The 18,295-nt window shown below is 66.8% G+C and carries 15 protein-coding genes; 12 read left to right on the top strand and 3 right to left on the bottom strand.

The window, feature by feature from the left end:
- Positions 1–9: 9 nt before the first annotated feature.
- Complete coding sequence (locus ACFWBU_RS08485; RefSeq protein ID WP_169651233.1) at positions 10–822, top strand: mycofactocin-coupled SDR family oxidoreductase; 813 nt, start codon at positions 10–12, stop codon at positions 820–822.
- Between the two features lie 3 nt (positions 823–825).
- Positions 826–2,787 (top strand): mycofactocin system FadH/OYE family oxidoreductase 2, encoded by a 1,962-nt coding sequence (locus ACFWBU_RS08490; protein ID WP_378528019.1) that lies wholly within the window; start codon positions 826–828, stop codon positions 2,785–2,787.
- A 23-nt stretch (positions 2,788–2,810) separates the two neighbouring features.
- On the opposite strand, the gene ACFWBU_RS08495 is transcribed toward ACFWBU_RS08490, so the two are convergent.
- A complete protein-coding gene (locus ACFWBU_RS08495; RefSeq protein WP_169651231.1) occupies positions 2,811–3,794 on the bottom strand; it encodes a GNAT family N-acetyltransferase in 984 nt (327 codons plus the stop codon).
- A gap of 177 nt (positions 3,795–3,971) precedes the next feature.
- Here ACFWBU_RS08495 and ACFWBU_RS08500 point away from each other — a divergent pair, with 177 nt between their 5' ends.
- The 8 genes from ACFWBU_RS08500 (at position 3,972) to ACFWBU_RS08535 (ending at position 14,581) form a co-directional block, all read left to right on the top strand.
- Positions 3,972–5,261: an acetyl-CoA carboxylase biotin carboxylase subunit family protein gene (locus ACFWBU_RS08500; RefSeq protein WP_169651230.1), complete on the top strand. Its 1,290-nt coding sequence runs from the start codon at positions 3,972–3,974 to the stop codon at positions 5,259–5,261.
- 47 nt (positions 5,262–5,308) lie between these two features.
- Positions 5,309–7,354: a CocE/NonD family hydrolase gene (locus ACFWBU_RS08505; protein ID WP_378528020.1), complete on the top strand. Its 2,046-nt coding sequence runs from the start codon at positions 5,309–5,311 to the stop codon at positions 7,352–7,354.
- Positions 7,355–7,402: 48 nt separating this feature from the next.
- Complete coding sequence (gene mftE / locus ACFWBU_RS08510; protein WP_296550401.1) at positions 7,403–8,089, top strand: mycofactocin biosynthesis peptidyl-dipeptidase MftE; 687 nt, start codon at positions 7,403–7,405, stop codon at positions 8,087–8,089.
- The gene (gene mftF / locus ACFWBU_RS08515) at positions 8,086–9,504 is read left to right on the top strand and encodes a mycofactocin biosynthesis glycosyltransferase MftF (protein ID WP_378528021.1); all 1,419 of its coding nucleotides are present in this window, start codon (positions 8,086–8,088) and stop codon (positions 9,502–9,504) included. The genes mftE and mftF overlap by 4 nt, the downstream gene beginning before the upstream one ends.
- A gap of 1 nt (position 9,505) precedes the next feature.
- Positions 9,506–10,966 (top strand): mycofactocin system GMC family oxidoreductase MftG, encoded by a 1,461-nt coding sequence (gene mftG, locus ACFWBU_RS08520; RefSeq protein ID WP_378528022.1) that lies wholly within the window; start codon positions 9,506–9,508, stop codon positions 10,964–10,966.
- 103 nt (positions 10,967–11,069) lie between these two features.
- Positions 11,070–12,389 (top strand): GAF domain-containing protein, encoded by a 1,320-nt coding sequence (locus ACFWBU_RS08525; protein WP_378528023.1) that lies wholly within the window; start codon positions 11,070–11,072, stop codon positions 12,387–12,389.
- Between the two features lie 74 nt (positions 12,390–12,463).
- Positions 12,464–13,987 carry an aldehyde dehydrogenase gene (gene adh / locus ACFWBU_RS08530; protein ID WP_378528024.1) on the top strand — a complete coding sequence of 508 codons (1,524 nt, stop codon included), beginning with the start codon at positions 12,464–12,466 and terminating at the stop codon, positions 13,985–13,987.
- 75 nt (positions 13,988–14,062) lie between these two features.
- Positions 14,063–14,581: a DUF779 domain-containing protein gene (locus ACFWBU_RS08535; RefSeq protein ID WP_378528025.1), complete on the top strand. Its 519-nt coding sequence runs from the start codon at positions 14,063–14,065 to the stop codon at positions 14,579–14,581.
- Here ACFWBU_RS08535 and ACFWBU_RS08540 read toward each other — a convergent pair.
- The gene (locus ACFWBU_RS08540) at positions 14,575–15,771 is read right to left on the bottom strand and encodes a DUF418 domain-containing protein (protein WP_378528026.1); all 1,197 of its coding nucleotides are present in this window, start codon (positions 15,769–15,771) and stop codon (positions 14,575–14,577) included. The two genes, ACFWBU_RS08535 and ACFWBU_RS08540, sit on opposite strands and share 7 nt — an antisense overlap.
- Before the next feature lie 87 nt (positions 15,772–15,858).
- Between ACFWBU_RS08540 and ACFWBU_RS08545 the strand changes: the two genes are divergently transcribed.
- Positions 15,859–16,443: a TetR/AcrR family transcriptional regulator gene (locus tag ACFWBU_RS08545; protein ID WP_378528027.1), complete on the top strand. Its 585-nt coding sequence runs from the start codon at positions 15,859–15,861 to the stop codon at positions 16,441–16,443.
- 156 nt (positions 16,444–16,599) lie between these two features.
- A complete protein-coding gene (locus ACFWBU_RS08550; RefSeq protein ID WP_169619559.1) occupies positions 16,600–17,148 on the top strand; it encodes a hypothetical protein in 549 nt (182 codons plus the stop codon).
- 199 nt (positions 17,149–17,347) lie between these two features.
- Here ACFWBU_RS08550 and ACFWBU_RS08555 read toward each other — a convergent pair whose 3' ends face one another.
- Positions 17,348–18,211 carry a DUF4839 domain-containing protein gene (locus ACFWBU_RS08555; RefSeq protein WP_378528028.1) on the bottom strand — a complete coding sequence of 288 codons (864 nt, stop codon included), beginning with the start codon at positions 18,209–18,211 and terminating at the stop codon, positions 17,348–17,350.
- Positions 18,212–18,295 lie beyond the last annotated feature (84 nt).

Raw genomic sequence — 18,295 nt, forward strand, 5'->3', positions numbered from 1 at the left:
AGGATCTCCATGGGCGAGTTCGACGGCAAGGTTGTCTTCATCACCGGTATCGCGCGAGGCCAAGGGCGTAACCACGCCCTGAGGTTCGCCCGGGAAGGAGCGTCGATCATCGGCATCGACGTCGCGAAGCCGGTATCGGAGTACATCACCTACGAGCAGGCGACCGAAGACGATTTCCGTGAGACCGTCCGACTCGTCGAGGAGGCCGGGGGCAAGATCGTCGCTCGCATCGCCGACGTCCGCGACAGTGCCGCTCTGCGCGCTGCGGTCGACGAGGGTGTCGCGCAGTTCGGACGGCTCGATGTCGTTGTCGCGAACGCCGGCATCTGCAGTTGGAACCGATTCTGGGAAATGCCCGACGAGCAGTTCGAAGAACTCGTCGACATCAACCTCACGGGCGTGTTCAAGACGTTGAAGGCGGCGGCGCCCGCCATGATCGAAGCCGGGAACGGCGGTTCGATCATCGTCGTCAGTTCCGTCGCCGGACTGAAGGCGATGCCCGGACAGGCACATTACGGCGCTGCCAAGTTCGGTCTCGTCGGCATCACCCAGGCTGCTGCGAAAGAACTGGGCGAGTTCAACATCCGCGTCAATTCGATCCACCCGTACGGCGTGAAGACCCCGATGGGCACCGATCAGGGGTCGCTGAAGATGTTCGAGCGCTTCCCGGCCTGGCTCCCCAACTTCGCACCCATCCTCACCGAGAAGCCGATCGCCGATCCCGACGACACGTCCGACGCGGTGCTGTTCCTCGCGAGCGATCGTGCGAAGACGATCACGGGCAGCCAGATGGCGCTCGACCAGGGCAACTCCAAGGTCTAGCCGGTGTCGCGCAACACGGCCGGTCCCGATCCCGCGGACAGCCTCAGGATCGGTCCGGCCACGTTGCGCAACCGGATCATTTTCCCGGCCCACCTGACGAACTTCGCGGTCGACGGGGAGATCACCGACCAGCACATCGCGTATTACACGGCGCGGGCGCGCGGCGGGGCAGCGATGATCGTCACCGAGGAACACACGGTGCATCGCTCGGATCGGCCGTACGAGAAGCTGATACGGGGCTGGGATCCCGCCGTGCTACCCGGGTACCGCCGCCTCACCGACGCGGTGCACGCGCACGGCACACGAATCCTGGCTCAGCTCAACCACAACGGTGCACAAGGAAGCTCGATGTACACGGGCCGGCCGTTGTGGGCACCGGGACCGGAACCCGACGCGTTGTTCCGGGAAGTGCCGGCGGCGATCGGTGGCGACGAGATCGCCGAACTGATCGCCGGCTACGCGGCGGTCGCGCGGCGGTGTGCCGACGGCGGATTCGACGGTGTCGAGATCCAGTGCTCGCAGGCGTCGATCCTGCGCGCCTTCCTCGCACCGGGGACCAACCGCCGCACCGACCGCTACGGTGGCGATCCGACCGGTCGTGCCCGGTTGCTCCTCGAGGTCGTGGCCGCGGTCAGGTCCGTGCTGGGGCACGAGTACATCGTGGGGGTGCGTCTGAGCGGCCACGACGGCACCGCCGGCGGGATCGGCATCGACGATGCGGTGCAGGTCGCGCGCATGCTGGATGCGACGGATGCCGTCGACTACCTCAGCACGTCGGTCGGTGTGGCCACCGAAACGCTCCATCTCGTCGAAGCGCCGATGTCCACGCCGCACGGATACTCCTTGTTCGTGCCCGCTGCGTTCCGCGCGGTTGTGTCGCTACCCGTTGTGGGCGTCGGACGGTTCACGACACCCGGCCAGGTCCGCTCCGCGCTGGCAGAGGGGGTCTGCGACCTCGTCGGTGCGGTGCGGGCACAGATCGCCGACCCCGACTTCGCGGGGAAGACTCTCGGTGGACGCGACGCGGAGGTGCGGCCGTGTATCGGTTGCAACCAGGAATGCATCGGGCGGGTCGGTCTGGGCCGGTGGATCGGGTGCACGGTGAACCCGCGCGCGGGCCGCGAATCCACGCCCCTGCCTGCGCCGCGGATGCCGGGCAGCCGGGTGCTCGTGGTCGGTGGTGGACCGGCCGGACTACAGGCTGCCGCTACGTCCGCTCGTCGCGGGCACTCCGTGACGCTGTGTGAGCGAGAGCCGTGGACGGGTGGGCAGATTCGCGCCGCGGCGACCGCACCGCACCGCGGCGAACTGGCAGGGATGGTGACGAGCCTCGAGGCGGAATGCGCTCGGGCCGGTGTCGAGATCAGGACCGGATTCGAGGTCGATGCCGACTTCGTCCGCGCCTACCGGCCCGACGCCGTGATCGTGGCGACAGGTGCCCGGCCTCAGCGGCCGGTCTGGGCCGGAGACTCCGCGAAGGTCGTGGACGTCCGCGACGTGCTCGAGGGTCGCGGCGATCCGGAGGGGAGGGTGCTCGTGGTCGACGATCTGGGTTTTCATCAGGCGACGTCGGTGGCCGAACTTCTCGCCGGACGTGGCTGCACCGTGACGGTGTGCACCGGCGGCATGATCGTCGGACAGGATCTCGGCCTCACCCTCGATATGGACGGATGGACGCGTCGCGCCCATGCTGCGGGGATCATGCAGATCACCGACGTGATGGTCACGGGAGTCGTGGACGCCGACGACGCGACGGTCGTGTCGCTCGTCGATCACCGGACCGGCACGGCCCGGCCCTTCGTGGCCGACGCCGTGGTGGTCGTCGCCCATCAGGAACCCGTGGACGAACTCTGGAAACAACTGTGCGACAGCAGCATTCCTGTGTTCCGCGTCGGCGACGCGGTGACCCCGCGCCGTGCGCACAACGCGATCCTCGAGGGGGATGCCGCAGCGATCGCGGTGTGACACCGCGTCCGAGTGTGCGGTGCCTACGAACCGAGTTCGCGTCGCATCGCAACGCGTGGACGGTAGTCGAGTCCCAGCTCCGTTTCGTGCGCGCGAATCCGGCGCAGCCCCGGGGTGAGTTCTCCGTCGCCGAGAATGCGGAAGCCGAGGCGTTCGTAATAGGGCGCGTTCCAGGGAACGTCGCGGTAGGTCGTGAGCGTCACGGCGTTGTACCCGTGATCGCGAGCCCACCCGGCGGCGTGGGCGAGCAGGTCGCGACCGACGCCGCGCCGAGCGTGACCGGGATGCACCGAGACCTGCTCGATGTGGAGCGCGTCGTCGACCGGTTCGGCGATCAGGTACGCCACCGGCGCACCGCCTTCGTCGAACGCCACCCAGTTCCGGCCCGCGGCGAGATAACGGTGCAATTCCGCGACCGTCGGCGGGGCGTCGTCCGCGACGAAGGTCATGCCCAGTTCGGCGAACTGTTCGCCCGCCGCCCGTTCGATGTCCTGGAGCAACGGTAGTTCTGCCTCCGCCGCGAGCCGGATGCGAGGCAATCCCTTGGCGAAGTACAGCGAAGACTCCGAGTCGGCCCAGACGCCGAACCGCTCGTGCATCGGGGCGTACCCGGCTGCGGTGTACATCGCGATGGCTTCCGGTTGCGCAGTGCCGGTTTCGAGCACCATCCGGCGACGTCCCGCGTCCGCTGCGGTTCGCTCCAGCGCGTCGAGCAGGCGCCGCGCGATTCCGCGTCGCCGCGAATCCGCACGCACGTACATCCTCTTGATCTCCGCGTCGCCGTCGCGCAGACCGGGATGCCCCGCGTCGTACGCGCGCCAGCCCCCGATGCCCAGCGGCGCAGTTCCGGAATGTGCGAGCAGGAACAGCCCGCGTGGGGGTGCGAACTGTTCCGGATGAAGTTCGGTGTGGTCGGGCCCGCCGTAGCGACGCACGTACTCGAGCTGAACCTCGTCGATGAGGGCCTGCACGTCCGGGTCGTCCAAGGGACGAGGTTCGATCTGCACCAGACGAGAGTACGTGCCGGCCGTGGCGCGACCGGCGCCGATCCTCCCGCCTGTCCCTCGGGCCCACGATCCTCCGACGGGACTCGCCCGGCGGACAACCGGATAAACACACTCGGCGGTATTGCTGGGCATTTGCGGGAGATGTTTATCGAATCGTTGCATGGGCACCCACTGGTGATGCACAAGAACATATTCATCCCGGCCCTGACCGATCAGCAGCGTGACAAGCTCGACACTCTTTCGAACGCCGACGAACTCCGGTTCCACGGCCTTCTGGATTACGAGTCACTGGTCGAGCCCGAGACCTATGTGTTCCGAGACCTGCTCGATCGGGCACGCCGCGAACTCGACGAGTTCGACGGCAGCGTGGACGGGATCGTCGCGCACTGGGATTTCCCGACGAGCGTGCTCGCTCCGATTCTCGCCGCCGAACGGGGCCTGCCCGCGCCGACACTCCGCAGTATTCTCCAGTGCGAGCACAAGGCGTGGAGCCGAATCGAGCAGCGGAAGAGCATTCCCGAATGTGTCCCGGGCTTCGCGGTTTTCGATCCTTTCGACGACAACGCGCTCGATTCGATCGACCTTTCCTTCCCGTTCTGGGTCAAGCCGATCAAGTCCCACTCGTCGCAACTCGGATTCGAGATCAACAGCGCCGAGGAGTTCGCCGCTGCACTCGAGCAGATCCGTGCCGAGATCGGCCGGGTCGGGGACGCGTTCGACGAAGTGCTGTCCCTGGTGGAACTGCCGCCCGAACTCGAAGGAGTCGGCGGCAACATGTGCCTCGCCGAAGACATCATCACGGGTATCCAGGTCGCGCCCGAAGGCACGATGTTCAACGGCGAGTACCGCATTCACGGCTTCTTCGACATGCGTAAGGATGCGGCAGGGCACAGCTTCGACAGGCTCGACTACCCGGCACAGTCGGTCCCCGAGGATGTGCAGCAAAGCATGATCGATCTGACGGAGCGGTACCTGCGTCACGTCGGTTTCGACAACGGTTGCTTCAACACGGAGTTCATGTGGGACGAGAAGACGGGAAAGCTGTCGCTCATCGAGGTCAACACCCGCATCTCGCAGTCGCACAGTGACCTTTTCGTCAAGGTCGACGGAACGTCGAACCACGAGGTGGCGATCGATATCGCGCTCGGCGTGGAACCGCGCATCGAACCGCGCAAGGGCAAGTTCCGCCACGCGGCTCAGTGCCACGTCGGTTACTACTCCGACGGTATCGTGCGCAGCGTCCCCAGCGCCGACGATCTCGCCCGAGTCTGCGAGGAGATCCCGGATACGGTGGTGGACATCAAGGTTCGGGTAGGCGACCGGCTCTCCGAACTGCCCAACCAGGACGGCTACCGGACGGTCCTCGCGACCCTGTACATCGGTGCCGACGACGTGGGCGGGCTCGAGAAGTACTTCGATCGTGCGACCGAGTTGCTGCCGTTCGGGATCGACGAAATCTCCGACTAGGGCCTTCCTGCCTGCGACTTGTTCAACCGATCGACAGGAAGGTACTCGTGCAGACAGTGACATCCTTTCCCCACAGTGTTCGCGTCATCGAGAACACCTTCATCACGATGCCCGACGGCTGTCGGCTGTCGGCTCGCATCTGGCTTCCGGACGGAGCCGAGAGCAACCCGGTTCCCGCTGTGCTGGAATATATTCCGTATCGGCACCGGGATACCACCCGAGCGCGAGACGAGCTCAACCACCCGTACATCGCCGGCCACGGATACGCCTGTATCCGGGTGGACCTGCGCGGCAGCGGCAACTCCGACGGGGTACTCGAGGACGAGTACCTCCCTACCGAGCAGGACGATGCGTGCGCCGTGATCGAGTGGGCTGCGCAGCAACCCTGGTGCGACGGCAACGTCGGCATGATGGGTATCTCGTGGGGAGGCTTCAACAGCCTCCATGTTGCCGCGAAGCGGCCACCGGCACTCAAAGCGATCATCAGCGCGTCCGCCACCGACGATCTGTACGTCGACAACATGCACTACATGGGTGGATGCCTGCTGTCGGACAACCTGTCCGAAGCCACCGTGATGTTCGCCTTCAACAGCATGGCGCCGGACCCGGCGATCGTCGGCGACCGGTGGCGCGAGATGTGGCACGAACGATTGCAGGGCAGCGGACTGTGGGTCGAGAAGTGGCTCGAGCATCAACATCGGGACGACTACTGGAAGCGTGCCTCCGTCAACGAGAACTACGCGGACGTGCAATGTCCCGTGTTCGCGGTGGGCGGCTGGGCCGACGGTTACACCAACGCGATCTTCCGGCTGATGGAGAACCTCGACGTCCCTCGTAAGGGACTCATCGGACCGTGGGGTCACAAGTACCCGCACCAGGGAGTGCCCGGTCCGGAGATCGGGTTCCTGCAGGAGGTCGTCCGGTGGTGGGACTACTGGCTCAAGGGGATCGACAACGGCATCATGGACGAACCCATGCTCCGCATGTGGAAGCAGGGCAGCGTCCCGCCGCACCCGCGCTACCCCGAGCGGCCGGGTACATGGATCTCCGAGCCGTCGTGGCCCGCGCCGGGCATCGAGAGCCACGAGTACTCGCTCACGCGCTTCGGACTGGACCAGGACGCCGATCCGGACGCCGTGGAGCGCCGGGACCTGGCGGTGTGCTCACCGCTGAGCCTGGGGATGGCGGGTGGCAAGTGGGCCTCGTACGCGGCCACTCCCGACCTGCCCTCCGATCAGCGGGAAGAGGACGGCGGCGCACTCGTTTTCGAAACCGAAGCCCTCGACGAACCGCTCGACGTGGTCGGCCTGCCGAAGCTCGATCTCGAGATCAGTGCCGACAAGCCGGTGGCGATGGTCGCGGCCAGGCTCAGCGATGTCGCTCCGGACGGCCAGGCGACGCGAGTGACCTACGGTCTGCTGAACCTCACGCATCGTGACGGCAGCGCGGACCCGCAGCCGCTCGAGCCGGGTCGCAAGTATCGGGTGCGCGTCAAGCTCAACGGGATGGCGCAGGAGTTCCCGGCAGGCCATCGCATCCGCTTGTCGTTGTCCACCTCGTACTTTCCGCTGGTGTGGCCGGCGCCCGAACTCGCGACCCTCACGGTGACCACCGGCGAAAGCCGTCTGAGCCTGCCCGTGCGTCCGCGACGCGACGCCGAGGACTCGGCGCTGCCCGCGTTCGGTGAGCCCGAAGGTGCGGAATCCTCCGCCGTCACACGGGTCGAGCCGGGCGAACACCACTGGCGGACCTCGCGCGATCTCGAAACCGGCGTGACCACACTCGAGATCAAGGACGACCAGGGAGAACTCTTCGTCGAAGACACCGGTACCACGATGCGGAGCGCAACGACCGAGTGGTTCAGCTTCCAGGGGAACGACGTGGAGTCGGCGCGCGGCGAGACCCAGACCGTGCGCTACCTCGGCCGAGGGGACTGGCAGACGGAGGTGCGGACCCGGACGGTGCTGACTTCGACACCGGACGAGTTCGTGATCACAGCACAGTTGGATGCGTACGAGTCCGACGAGATCCACGGCAAGCGGCGCGTCTACTCCGAGAACTGGAATCGGGAAATACCTCGCTTGCTGGTGTGACACCACGCGCTCGCGGTGCGGGCTGTCCGACGCACTAGCATCGGACCGGTGATACGGGATCTAGCCGGCGCCTATTGGACCCACGTCGAACCGGAGCGGTGGACCGTCGCGGTACCGGTGGGATCGCTCGAACAACACGGCCCGCATCTGCCCCTCGATACCGATACCCGGATCGCCACGGCCGTTGCCGAGGCACTTCCCGACGTCCTCGTGGCTCCGCCGCTCGCGTACGGCGCGAGCGGCGAGCACGAGGACTTTCCGGGAACGGTGTCCATCGGAGCAGAGGCGCTGCGCACCGTGTTCGTGGAGTACGGGCGCTCTATCTGCCGCTGGGCTTCCCGGGTGCTGTTCGTCAACGGGCACGGCGGAAACGCATATGCCCTGGCCGAAGCAGTGTCGCTGCTGCGCTACGAGGGGCGCGACGTGGCCTGGCTCCCGTGCGCGGTGCCGGGCGCCGACGCCCACGCGGGGGTGACCGAAACGAGTCTGATGTTGCACCTTTTCCCGAACGCGGTGGATATGGCGAGCGCGGTTGCCGGGAACACAGATCCGATCTCCACTTTGATGCCACAACTGCGTGAAGCCGGTATGGTTTCGGTGTCGGCGAACGGGGTTCTCGGCGATCCCACCACCGCAACTGCAGCGCAGGGGGCCCGCTTGTTCGCACACCTGACGGAACGTGCAGCATCGCAGGTCGCTCGGTGGGAACCGGGCACGGAGGGGGGACTTCGGTGAGTCAGGCGACAACACCCGAACTGGCGCAGACTCCCGGTGGACGGCTACCCGACGGATTCGGGGTGCGCATCGATCCGCGGGTCCGGCGGTTCGCCGGCGGGCGCGTACTCATCGGAGGCTCGCCCACCCGGATGCTCAAACTGGCGCCCGCCGCCGCGGCGATGATCGACGGCGATCACCTCGAGGTCGTCGACTCCCGAACCGCGGTGGTCGCCCGGCGCCTGCTCGACTCCGGTGTCGGTAATCCGCGTCCCACGCGACTGCCCTCCACCGCGGACGTCACGGTGGTCGTTCCCGTCCGGAACAATGCGGCGGGAGTGCGGCGGTTGCTGCAAGCGCTTCCCGGCCTCGAGGTCATCGTGGTCGACGACGGCTCCGACATGCCGATCGACTGGCCGGACAACCCGCGGGTCCGCGTGGTTCGATTCGAGGCATCGCGCGGACCCTCCGCAGCACGAAACATCGGATTGCGGGAAGCACAAACAGAATTCGTGGCATTCCTCGACTCCGATGTCGTTCCGCGCATCGGGTGGCTCGAGGCGTCGCTCGGCCATTTCAGCGATCCGGCCGTGGCGCTCGTCGCGCCCCGCATCGTGGCTCTCGATCCCGACAACGGAGCGCTGGCACGCTACGAGCACGCCCGCTCGTCGTTGGACCTCGGCCGCCGGGAAGCCCCCGTTGTGGCAGGTAGCCCGGTGTCCTACGTCCCCAGCGCCGCCATGGTGGTCCGCCGCGAGGCACTTGCCGGGTGCGGGGGTTTCGACGAGTCGATGCACGTCGCGGAGGATGTCGACGTGTGCCGCCGCCTCCGGAGCGAGGGATGGCGACTCCGGTACGAACCGGTTGCGCGGGTTGCCCACGATCATCGTGTGAGTTTCCCGGAATGGTTCTCCCGCAAGGTCTTCTACGGAACCGGGGCGGCGCCGCTGGAAGCGAGACACCCCGGTACCGTGCCCCCGATGGCGATGTCCGTCTGGACCCTTCTCGCGTGCTCGGCCGTCGCCACGATGACCCGGTTCGGCGTCGTCGTCGCGGTACTGACCCAATTCGTCACGCTCGTGCGGTTGCGCCGCATGTTCGCCGAACTCGACCGCCCGACGCGCATCGCAGCGGTGCTGACCGGTCAGAGCTTCGCGGGCGGTATGTGGCAGGTCGCCTCCGCCGTCTGCCGGCACTACTGGCCGCTCACATTCGTTGCGGCGGTGCTGTCGTCGAAAGTGCGGCGCGCGGTGGTGGCTTTCGCTGTGGCAGAAGGCATGTGGGACTGGTATTCGCACCGCGAGGGCGGGGGGCTCGACCCGGTGCGGTACGTCTTCTACAAGCGCCTCGACGACCTCGCCTACGGCGCCGGGCTCTGGAAAGGGGTCGTCGACGCCCGCGATCCCGCGGCGCTGATGCCCGATATCCGGTCCTGACGTGATTCCGGCGCGCGCCGACATCGTGGTGGTCGGGGGTGGGAGCGCCGGATGCACACTTGCCGCCACCCTCGCCGGACGCCCGGGCCGCACCGTCGTGCTGCTCGAGAGCGGTCCCGGCTACGCGAGCACCGGTACCGCGCCACCGGAACTGTTGGACGCCTCGAGGCTTCCCGTCGGGCCTGAAAGTCGTTGGACTGCGCAATATCCGGTGCTCCTGGCCGGGAGGCCCGGCACGATCGCCCGGGGCCGGGTGCTCGGAGGCTCCGGCGCGGTCAACGGCGGCTACTTCGTCCGCGGGCGCCCGGGAGATTTCGACGCCTGGCCCCCGTCATGGTCGTTCGACCACGTGCTGCCGTACTTCCGGCTCATCGAGCATGACTCGGACTTCGGCGACGAGTGGCACGGCGCCGCCGGACCGGTACCGGTGTCGCGAACCCCGTGGTCCCGTCTGCACCCCGTGGCGCGCGCGTTCCACGATGCCGCTGTGGCGGCGGGCCATCTTCCGGTGGAGGACCTCAACGCGCCCGGTCCGGTCGGGGTGGGACGCGTTCCCCTCAACATCGCGAACGGGGTACGCATGGGACCGGCACTCTCGTCGTTGATGCCCGCGCTCGCCTCCCCGAATCTGACCGTGTGCTCCGGTACGCGGGCGCGCAGGGTGGTGATGTCCGGTGCCGAGGCGGTAGGGGTGGAGGTGGACGGCGGTGACGGCGTCACGTTCATCGAGGCGGGAAGTGTCGTGCTGTGCGCCGGTGCGGTCGAAAGTCCCCGCCTTCTCCTGCTCTCCGGCATCGGGCCCGCGGACGAACTCGCCACGCTCGGCGTCGCGCCCGTCGTCGACCTTCCCGGGGTCGGTACGGGATTTACCGACCATCCGGAAGTTGCCGTTCCGTACCGGTACCGCAGCGATCTGCCTCTCGGTGCGGCTGTACTCGAAACTGTCCTGCACACAGGCGAACTCGAACTGCGTCCCTACACGACTCCGTTCGCCGACTCCGTACCGGGCAGTGGCGCTGCCGTACCTGTGCTGGGGGTCGTCCTCACCCGGCCGCGCAGTCGCGGGCGCCTGATCTTCGACGCACGCGACCCGTACGCCGCGCCTCTCCTGGACTACGGATACCTGGACGACCCTCGCGATCGTGCAGCGCTCCGGCACGGGGTCGCATCGGCGGTCCACCTGCTCGCGGCGATGGACGGGGTCGTGGACCCGCACAGTGTTCAGGCGGGCGCAGCGGACGTGGACGACGAGTGGCTCGCGGCGCATCTCGGTACGTCCCAGCATTTGTCGGGCTCGTGCAGGATGGGTTCGGACGATTCGGCGGTCGTCGACGACCGGTGCCGGGTGCACGGCGCCGAGCGTCTCTTCGTCGCCGACACCTCCGTGTTCCCGCAGGTGCCCAGCCGGGGCCCGCATGCCACGGTCGTGATGCTGGCGAGGCGTGTCGCGGACGCTCTCTGAATCCGGCACGCGTCCGCCAGGGTGCCCCCGAGTGCGATGACACCGACCCGCTGTGATCTGCACTACAGTGGCCCCCGGCGGAACGCGAGGAGGACAGCGGTAGATGATCGACCGTGCGGGAGCGAAAGCCATTTCGTGGATGGCGCTGCATCCTGGGGACGACGCAGAAGCGCACGCCCGTCGACTGTCGGAAGTCCATACGGCTGTGGTGGGATCAGCGTCGAGCAGAGAGCGGTCTGCTGCGCTTGCGGCACCCGCGGCGGTACGCCCCGTAGTGCGCGACTCGTGGCTCCGTAGCCTCGGCAGGGCGATCGATCCCGACGTCATCGAGCAACCCCTGTTGCTGACCGGCAAGGATCTCGAGGACTACCGCGCGGAACACCCGATGGCGATGATCCGTCCGGTCGTCCGCAAGCTTCTCGTGGAAGATGCCGCCGACAGCGGACTGCTGATCGCGATCAGCGACGAGCGGGGACGACTGCTGTGGATCGAGGGAGACCACGACGCCCGCGACCGGGCGCTGGCGATGAACTTCGCCGAGGGCGCGGATTGGAGTGAGGAGCACGTCGAGACCAACGCTCCCGGCACGGCCCTCACACTCGATCGCTGCGTGCAGATCTTCGGTGCCGAGCACTACAACCGTGCCGTGCACGAGTGGAGTTGCTCGGCAGCCCCGGTCCACGACCCCATCAGCGGCCGCATTCTCGGAGCACTCGACATCACCGGCGGACCGCGCGTCGCGGCGCCGGAGGTTTTACAACTCGTGCGAGCGACGGCTGCCGCTGCCGAAGCCGAACTGCGCCTGTCCATGCTCGAGGGTGCGAGTGCCCGATCTTCTGCCGCGGGCGTACTCGAGACGTTCGGCCCGGGACGTGCGACGCTCGTTCGCGGACGCGACCGGCTCGCGCTGTCGCAACGGCATGCCGAGATCCTGCTCATTCTCAGCGAGCATCCGGAAGGGGTCGGCGCTCGGAGGCTTGCGGTCCTGCTCGACGAGAACGAACTCGATGCCGTGACGGTGCGCGCCGAGATATCCCGTCTGCGTAGGGTACTCGGGCCGGACACGATCGCGTCCCGGCCGTATCGAGTGCAGAGCGCGCTGCGCACCGATGTTGCGAACGTACGTGCTGCGCTGGATCGCGGGGACCTCGACACCGCGGTGCGCCTCTACACCGGCAGGGTGCTTCCCGGCTCGGGTGCGCCGGGAGTGATCGACGTGGGCGACGAGTTGGATGCCGGAATCCGGGGTGCGCTTCTGCGCCGGGGTGCAGCGCCGCTGCTCGCCCGCTGGACGGCATCGATTCACGGCCGCGAAGACCTGCCGGCGTGGAGTGCGTATCTCGGATGCCTGGACCCGGACTCCACCGTGTTCGCACAGGTCGAGGCGAAGATCCGGATGCTCGACCGGAACTTCGCAACCTAGTTGCAACCCCGGCGTTTGTAGTGTCCGGGGTCACACCCTCGACGGGTGATCACCCCGACGCGCAGGAGAACACGATGCCCGAGTACGCCCGCCCCGGTTCGCCCGATGCCCTGATGTCCTTCCGGTCCCGTTACGACAACTGGATCGGCGGTCGATGGGTGGCTCCCGTTTCGGGCGAGTATTTCGAGGACATCACTCCCGTGACCGGACAACCGTTCACCGAGGTCGCACGTTCGACCGACAAGGACATCGAACTCGCTCTCGACGCCGCGCACGCCGCCGCCCCGGCGTGGGGCAAGACGTCACCGGCGGAGCGGGCGCTGATTCTGAACCGGATCGCCGACCGGATCGAAGAGAACCTCGAGGCCGTCGCGGTCGCCGAAACGTGGGACAACGGCAAGCCCATCCGGGAAACTCTCAACGCGGACATCCCGTTGGCGATCGACCACTTCCGGTACTTCGCGGGCGCGATCCGCGCGCAGGAAGGCTCGATCTCCGAGATAGACGCCGATACCGTGGCCTACCACTTCCAGGAGCCTCTCGGCGTCGTGGGCCAGATCATCCCGTGGAACTTCCCGATCCTGATGGCGGTGTGGAAGCTTGCCCCGGCGCTCGCAGCCGGAAATGCCGTGGTGCTCAAGCCCGCCGAGCAGACGCCCGCGTCGATTCTGTACCTCGTGGAGCTGATCGGGGACCTGCTCCCCGACGGTGTCGTCAACGTCGTCAACGGATTCGGTACCGAGGCGGGCAAGCCGCTTGCGTCGAGCCCGCGGATCCGCAAGATCGCGTTCACCGGTGAGACCACGACCGGCCGGCTCATCATGCAGTACGCGTCGCAGAACCTCATCCCCGTCACACTCGAACTCGGTGGTAAGAGCCCGAACATCTTCTTCTCGGACGTGTTGTCCGCAGACGACGACTATCAGGACAAGGCGCTCGAGGGCTTCACCATGTTCGCGCTGAACCAGGGTGAGGTGTGCACCTGCCCGTCGCGTTCACTCATCCAGCACGACATCTTCGACGATTTCCTGTCGCTCGCGGCAGTGCGCACGAAAGCGGTCCGGCAGGGCAACCCGCTCGACACCGACACGATGATCGGCGCGCAGGCATCCAACGACCAGCTCGAGAAGATCTTGTCCTACATCGAGATCGGTAAGGGCGAGGGCGCCAAGATCGTCACCGGCGGTGAACGCGCCGACCTCGGCGGTGACCTGTCCGGCGGCTACTACGTGCAGCCGACGATCTTCGAGGGCCACAACAAGATGCGGATTTTCCAGGAGGAGATCTTCGGTCCCGTCGTGTCGGTGACGTCGTTCCGGGACTTCGACGATGCGATCGCCACCGCCAACGACACGCTGTACGGTCTCGGCGCCGGTGTGTGGTCGCGCGACGGCGGAGTCGCATATCGCGCCGGACGCGCGATCCAGGCCGGCCGGGTATGGACCAACACCTACCACCAGTACCCCGCCCACGCGGCTTTCGGCGGTTACAAGCAGTCAGGTATCGGCCGCGAAAATCACCACATGATGCTCGACCACTACCAGCAGACGAAGAACCTGCTTGTCTCCTACGCTCCGAAGGCCCAGGGATTCTTCTGAGTCACTCTCGGCGCCTGCACCTTTCGTACAGGGAGGTGCGGGCGCCGGCCCGTTTCTGCGAAAGAGAGGTATGCCGTGTCAGTCCCAGCCCGGGTGACGGCCACGGTCGCGGCCGTGGATCTTCTGCGCCGCTTGGCCGACCGCAACGGATCGCTGATGATCCACCAGTCGGGAGGATGTTGCGACGGGTCGTCGCCGATGTGCTTTCCCTCAGGCGAATTTCTGGTGGGTGATCGGGATGTGCTCCTCGGCGTGCTCGACCTCCGTCTCGACGTGGGTCGCACGCTTCCCGATCCGCCGTCCTGGGCCCACTCTGTTCCCGTGTGGATCTCGGGGTCGCAGTTCGAGGTCTGGAAGCACACCTGTCTGGTGCTCGATGTGGTTCCGGGAAGGGGAGCGGGCTTCAGTCTCGAAACGCCCGAGGGTGTCCGATTCCTCGCTCGGGGAGAAGTATTCAGCGAGCCGGAGAACGCCGCGCTTGCGACATCGCCGGTTGTGCTCGGGAAGGAGTGGGCGAGCGGCGTCCGGCCGGGCGCCTCGCCGGTGCCACTCGTGGTGGCCGACGCCGAGGCCGGATGCGCCGTGCCTCAGTAGCCGGACCGTGACGACGAGACCGGTGGCGGCCCGGATACTGTCGCCGGAGAGGTCGGTCGACCCGCGAGTGCCTGATAACTCACGTTCCACAGCCATTCGACGGGACCCCGCTCGAATCGGGCCAGCCACAGGCGCGCGACGATCATGAGTGTCGCGCAGACGGCGACGAACAGCGCCACGGTGGCCGGCACGATCGTGTCGCCGTCGAAGCGAGCGGCCATGCCGAATCCCCAGCCGTAGCACACTATCGAACACAGGATGTTCTGCAATATGTAGCAGCTCAATGCCATTCGTCCCACAGGGCTGAGAGCGGTGCCGACCGCGCCGGGTGCACGGCCGTCGGCATAGCGGTGTGCGACGGCTGCGAGGAGTGCGAAAGCCACGATCGGGGCCGTGCCGTAGCGGCCCAGGACGAGACCCGCGTCGGTCCCGGACAGGCCCAGCGCGAAGTCGATCGGGAGCGCGACACCGAACCCGACGATCATGAGAATGCGTCGGAGCGGGGCCTGTTCCGGGTCGAGGATGCCGCGGAGGTACAGCCGCGCGCCGATCAGGAAGAGAGTTATCGACGGCGGCAGGATGAAGATCGTTTCCAGCCGGAACAGTGCGATGTTCTCGGCACGGAAGACCACCAGATCCCAGAACGAGCCGTCCGCATAAGGATTGGGGGACAGCGTCCGATTGCCCGGATTCGCAGGCAGCGCAGCGAGTGCGGCTACCGCGACGGCGAGCATCGCGGCGTGCAGAGCGAGTGCGCAGGCGATCCAGATCCGCTGGGAGCGAATGCCGGTAGCCAGGACGAACGCGACGACGAGTCCGGTGACGGCGTATCCGGTGAGCACGTCGAACTCGGTGAACAGGAAGTAGTGCAGTATCCCGTCGATCATGAGAAGTCCTGCTCGCCAGGGGTATTTACCCGGCCAGGGAAGCCCCCGTCCGGCCGCCGAACGCTGCTGGATGGCGAGTCCGATGCCGAACATGATCGTGAGGAGCCCGAGGAACTTTCCCTGCGTCACCTGTTGCAGCACGTCTTGGACGAAAGACCAGCTTCCGGTAGCTCGTCCGGTGCCGTTGATGTAGCCGACCAATCCTTCCGCGTTGGTGAAAATCCAGATGTTGGTACCGAGGGTGCCGAGAATCGCGACCCCCCGTAGTACGTCGAGTGCGGCGTATCGAGGTGTGGTGCTCACGGTGATCCCTTCCGGGGACGCAGAGCGTAAGTAGCACGGTCGTGCTTACAAAACGTGATGCTAGCACGACCGTGTTAGCATGGTCCAGTGCCGAAACTGATCGATCACGATGCGAGACAGCAGGAAATAGCGGAGGCCGTCTGGCGGCTGATCCTGCGCGAAGGGGTCGGCGCTGTCTCGATACGGGAAGTCGCGGCCGAGGCTGGCCTGTCTACGGGTTCCGTGCGGCACGTCTTCGGCAGCAAGTCGGAACTGCTCGGCTATTCGATGCGCCTGGTTCACGACCGCGCCGCAGAGCGCGTGTCCGCCCACCTCGGCATTGCCGATGTCAGGGAACGGGCGCGGGCCATGCTCGGTGAACTCCTTCCGCTCGACGAGGTCCGTCGTTGCGAAATGCTGGTCAATCTCGCGCTGATCGCGGAATCTCCCGGGCATGACGAGCTGCGGCAGATCGCAGTCGATGCGCAGCGCGCGCTGCGGGCAGGGTGTGAGCTCATCCTGGCAGGTCTGGCCGCGGAGGGGCTCGTCGCGCCGGCGCGTGATCTCCAGATGGAAGCCGAGCGTCTGCACGCCGTCGTCGACGGTCTTGCAATGCACCTGCTCGTCGGTGCCGGTGACACCCCGAGGTCCGCCGAGACGGCACTCGCGGCGCATATCGATTCGCTCGCCTGAAGCCCCGGCCACTCCGGTGCCGGCTCCCGCCGATGCCCGCGCACCCACGCGCGTCCCCGGTACGCCAGAATCGGACCGGGATCCGTCCGGATTCCGCGGTACGCGGGGCATCGGCCCCCGCATGTTCGGCGCCCGTCGGGCGGTGAGGAGTGGACGATGGCCTTCGCGGGCAACGTGGATGAGCTGGCCCTGCTGCAGACGGTGCGCCTGAAGAACCAGGTCACCGCGGAAGTGGTTGCTGCGCACCTGGGAGTGACGGTGTCGGCCGGCCAGGCCGCAGTGGATGCGCTCGTCCGGCAGGGCAAGGCCCGAGCGGCCGGCGAGGGCATCGAGCTCACCGACGAGGGGGTTCACGAGCTGACCGGCCAACTCGAGGCGGAACGCGTATCGATCGACGAGGATTCGATCGCGGACCTGCACGATCAATTCCTGCCGCTGGACGATGAACTCGCGGAGCTACTCGCCGAGCCGGAGGCGGACGGGTTCATCGACGCACTGCTCGATTTCGACCGGCGTGCGCAGGCGCTGTTCGACGACGTGTCCGCGTTCGTTCCCCGCCTGTCGCGATACCAGGACCTTTTCGCGGAAGCTCTCGAGAAGGTCAAGGGGGGCGCGCTGGCATGGGCCACCGCGGGCAACATCGATTCCTACTCCGCGGTGTGGGGCGAGATGCGGGAGGAACTCAGGGGCGCCGCGGGTCGCTGACCAACCGCTCCGTTCGGACGTGCTGTGTGACGCGGTCATGACCCCCCTTCGGGGGCAGTGACGACCGACCCGGATGACGCCGATCGAATCCGCGCCGCGTACCTCGGCACCCGCGCTGCGTTTTCCGCCAGCACCTTCGGTGAAATCCTCGAAGCCGCCGCCTCTCGAACCGATCAAGCGACTCGAAGGGATGTCGTAGCTAGCGGACGGCGGTGGTCACCGGTTCGAGGAGGAACAGGCACGACCGCTCCTCGTAGCGGTCGACCTCTGCCGTGATGCTCAGGTTGGCCCCCACACCGATCGTGTCCGGCACGGACCCGACCCAGTGAAGGTCGTACGTGGTGTTCACATCACGGAACTGGAAGGCCGGTCCGGTCGCGGACGTTTCGCTGAAGTCGCCCGCACCGATGAGGATGTCGTATCTGGTCTCCGCGCTCTCATGGGGTCCCATCGCGCCGATGGAGCCCGGGAACGCGATCGTCTGACCACGATGAGCCGCAGCGAACGCTGCGACGTCAGGCGCGCAGTAGTCGGTCCCCGCGAGGAGAGCCGCGAGCTCAGGACTGTTCGCAGGCGTCAGCACACCATCAGGTTCGGGCGATGGTGTCGGTACCGCCTCTGCCGATTCCAGCGACGGTTGCTCGCTCGGTGCAGCTGCCGTTTCGCTCGGCACAGGACTCGCGGATTCTGCTGGGGCGGCGTTCTCGCCGTTCATCCTCAAGACGATGATAATTGCGAGCCCAAGCAGGAACACTCCGCCACTGGTCCAAAGAAGCTCGGGAAACCGCGGCTTGGGGCGTCGGAACGTGATCTCCGTCAGCACCTTCCCGGGCGCCTGAGAGACGAACTCCCAGCCTTTGTACTCCCACTTGTCGATGGTCAGCGACTCCGTGCCGCGGATTGTGCGGACCGTCTTCGTCTGGTACGTGACTTCGGTGCTCGTTGTCAATGCCCCAGCCCCCCGATTCATGCCGGAAGTGACCGGCCTCGCGGAGCTTACCGGCCTCACGAGCCTCTGCTCGCTCTCGCTGGGTTCGCGGCCGCAGGTGGGGTATTCAGGCACGGGCGGGATCGTGCAGTCGCTCGTCGGCCGAGCTGAGGACGGCCGCGCCGTGGGTCGCGAGACGCGATAAATGGTTCTCGGGGA

Source organism: Rhodococcus sp. NPDC060084, from assembly GCF_042730335.1.
GTDB lineage: Bacteria > Actinomycetota > Actinomycetes > Mycobacteriales > Mycobacteriaceae > Rhodococcus.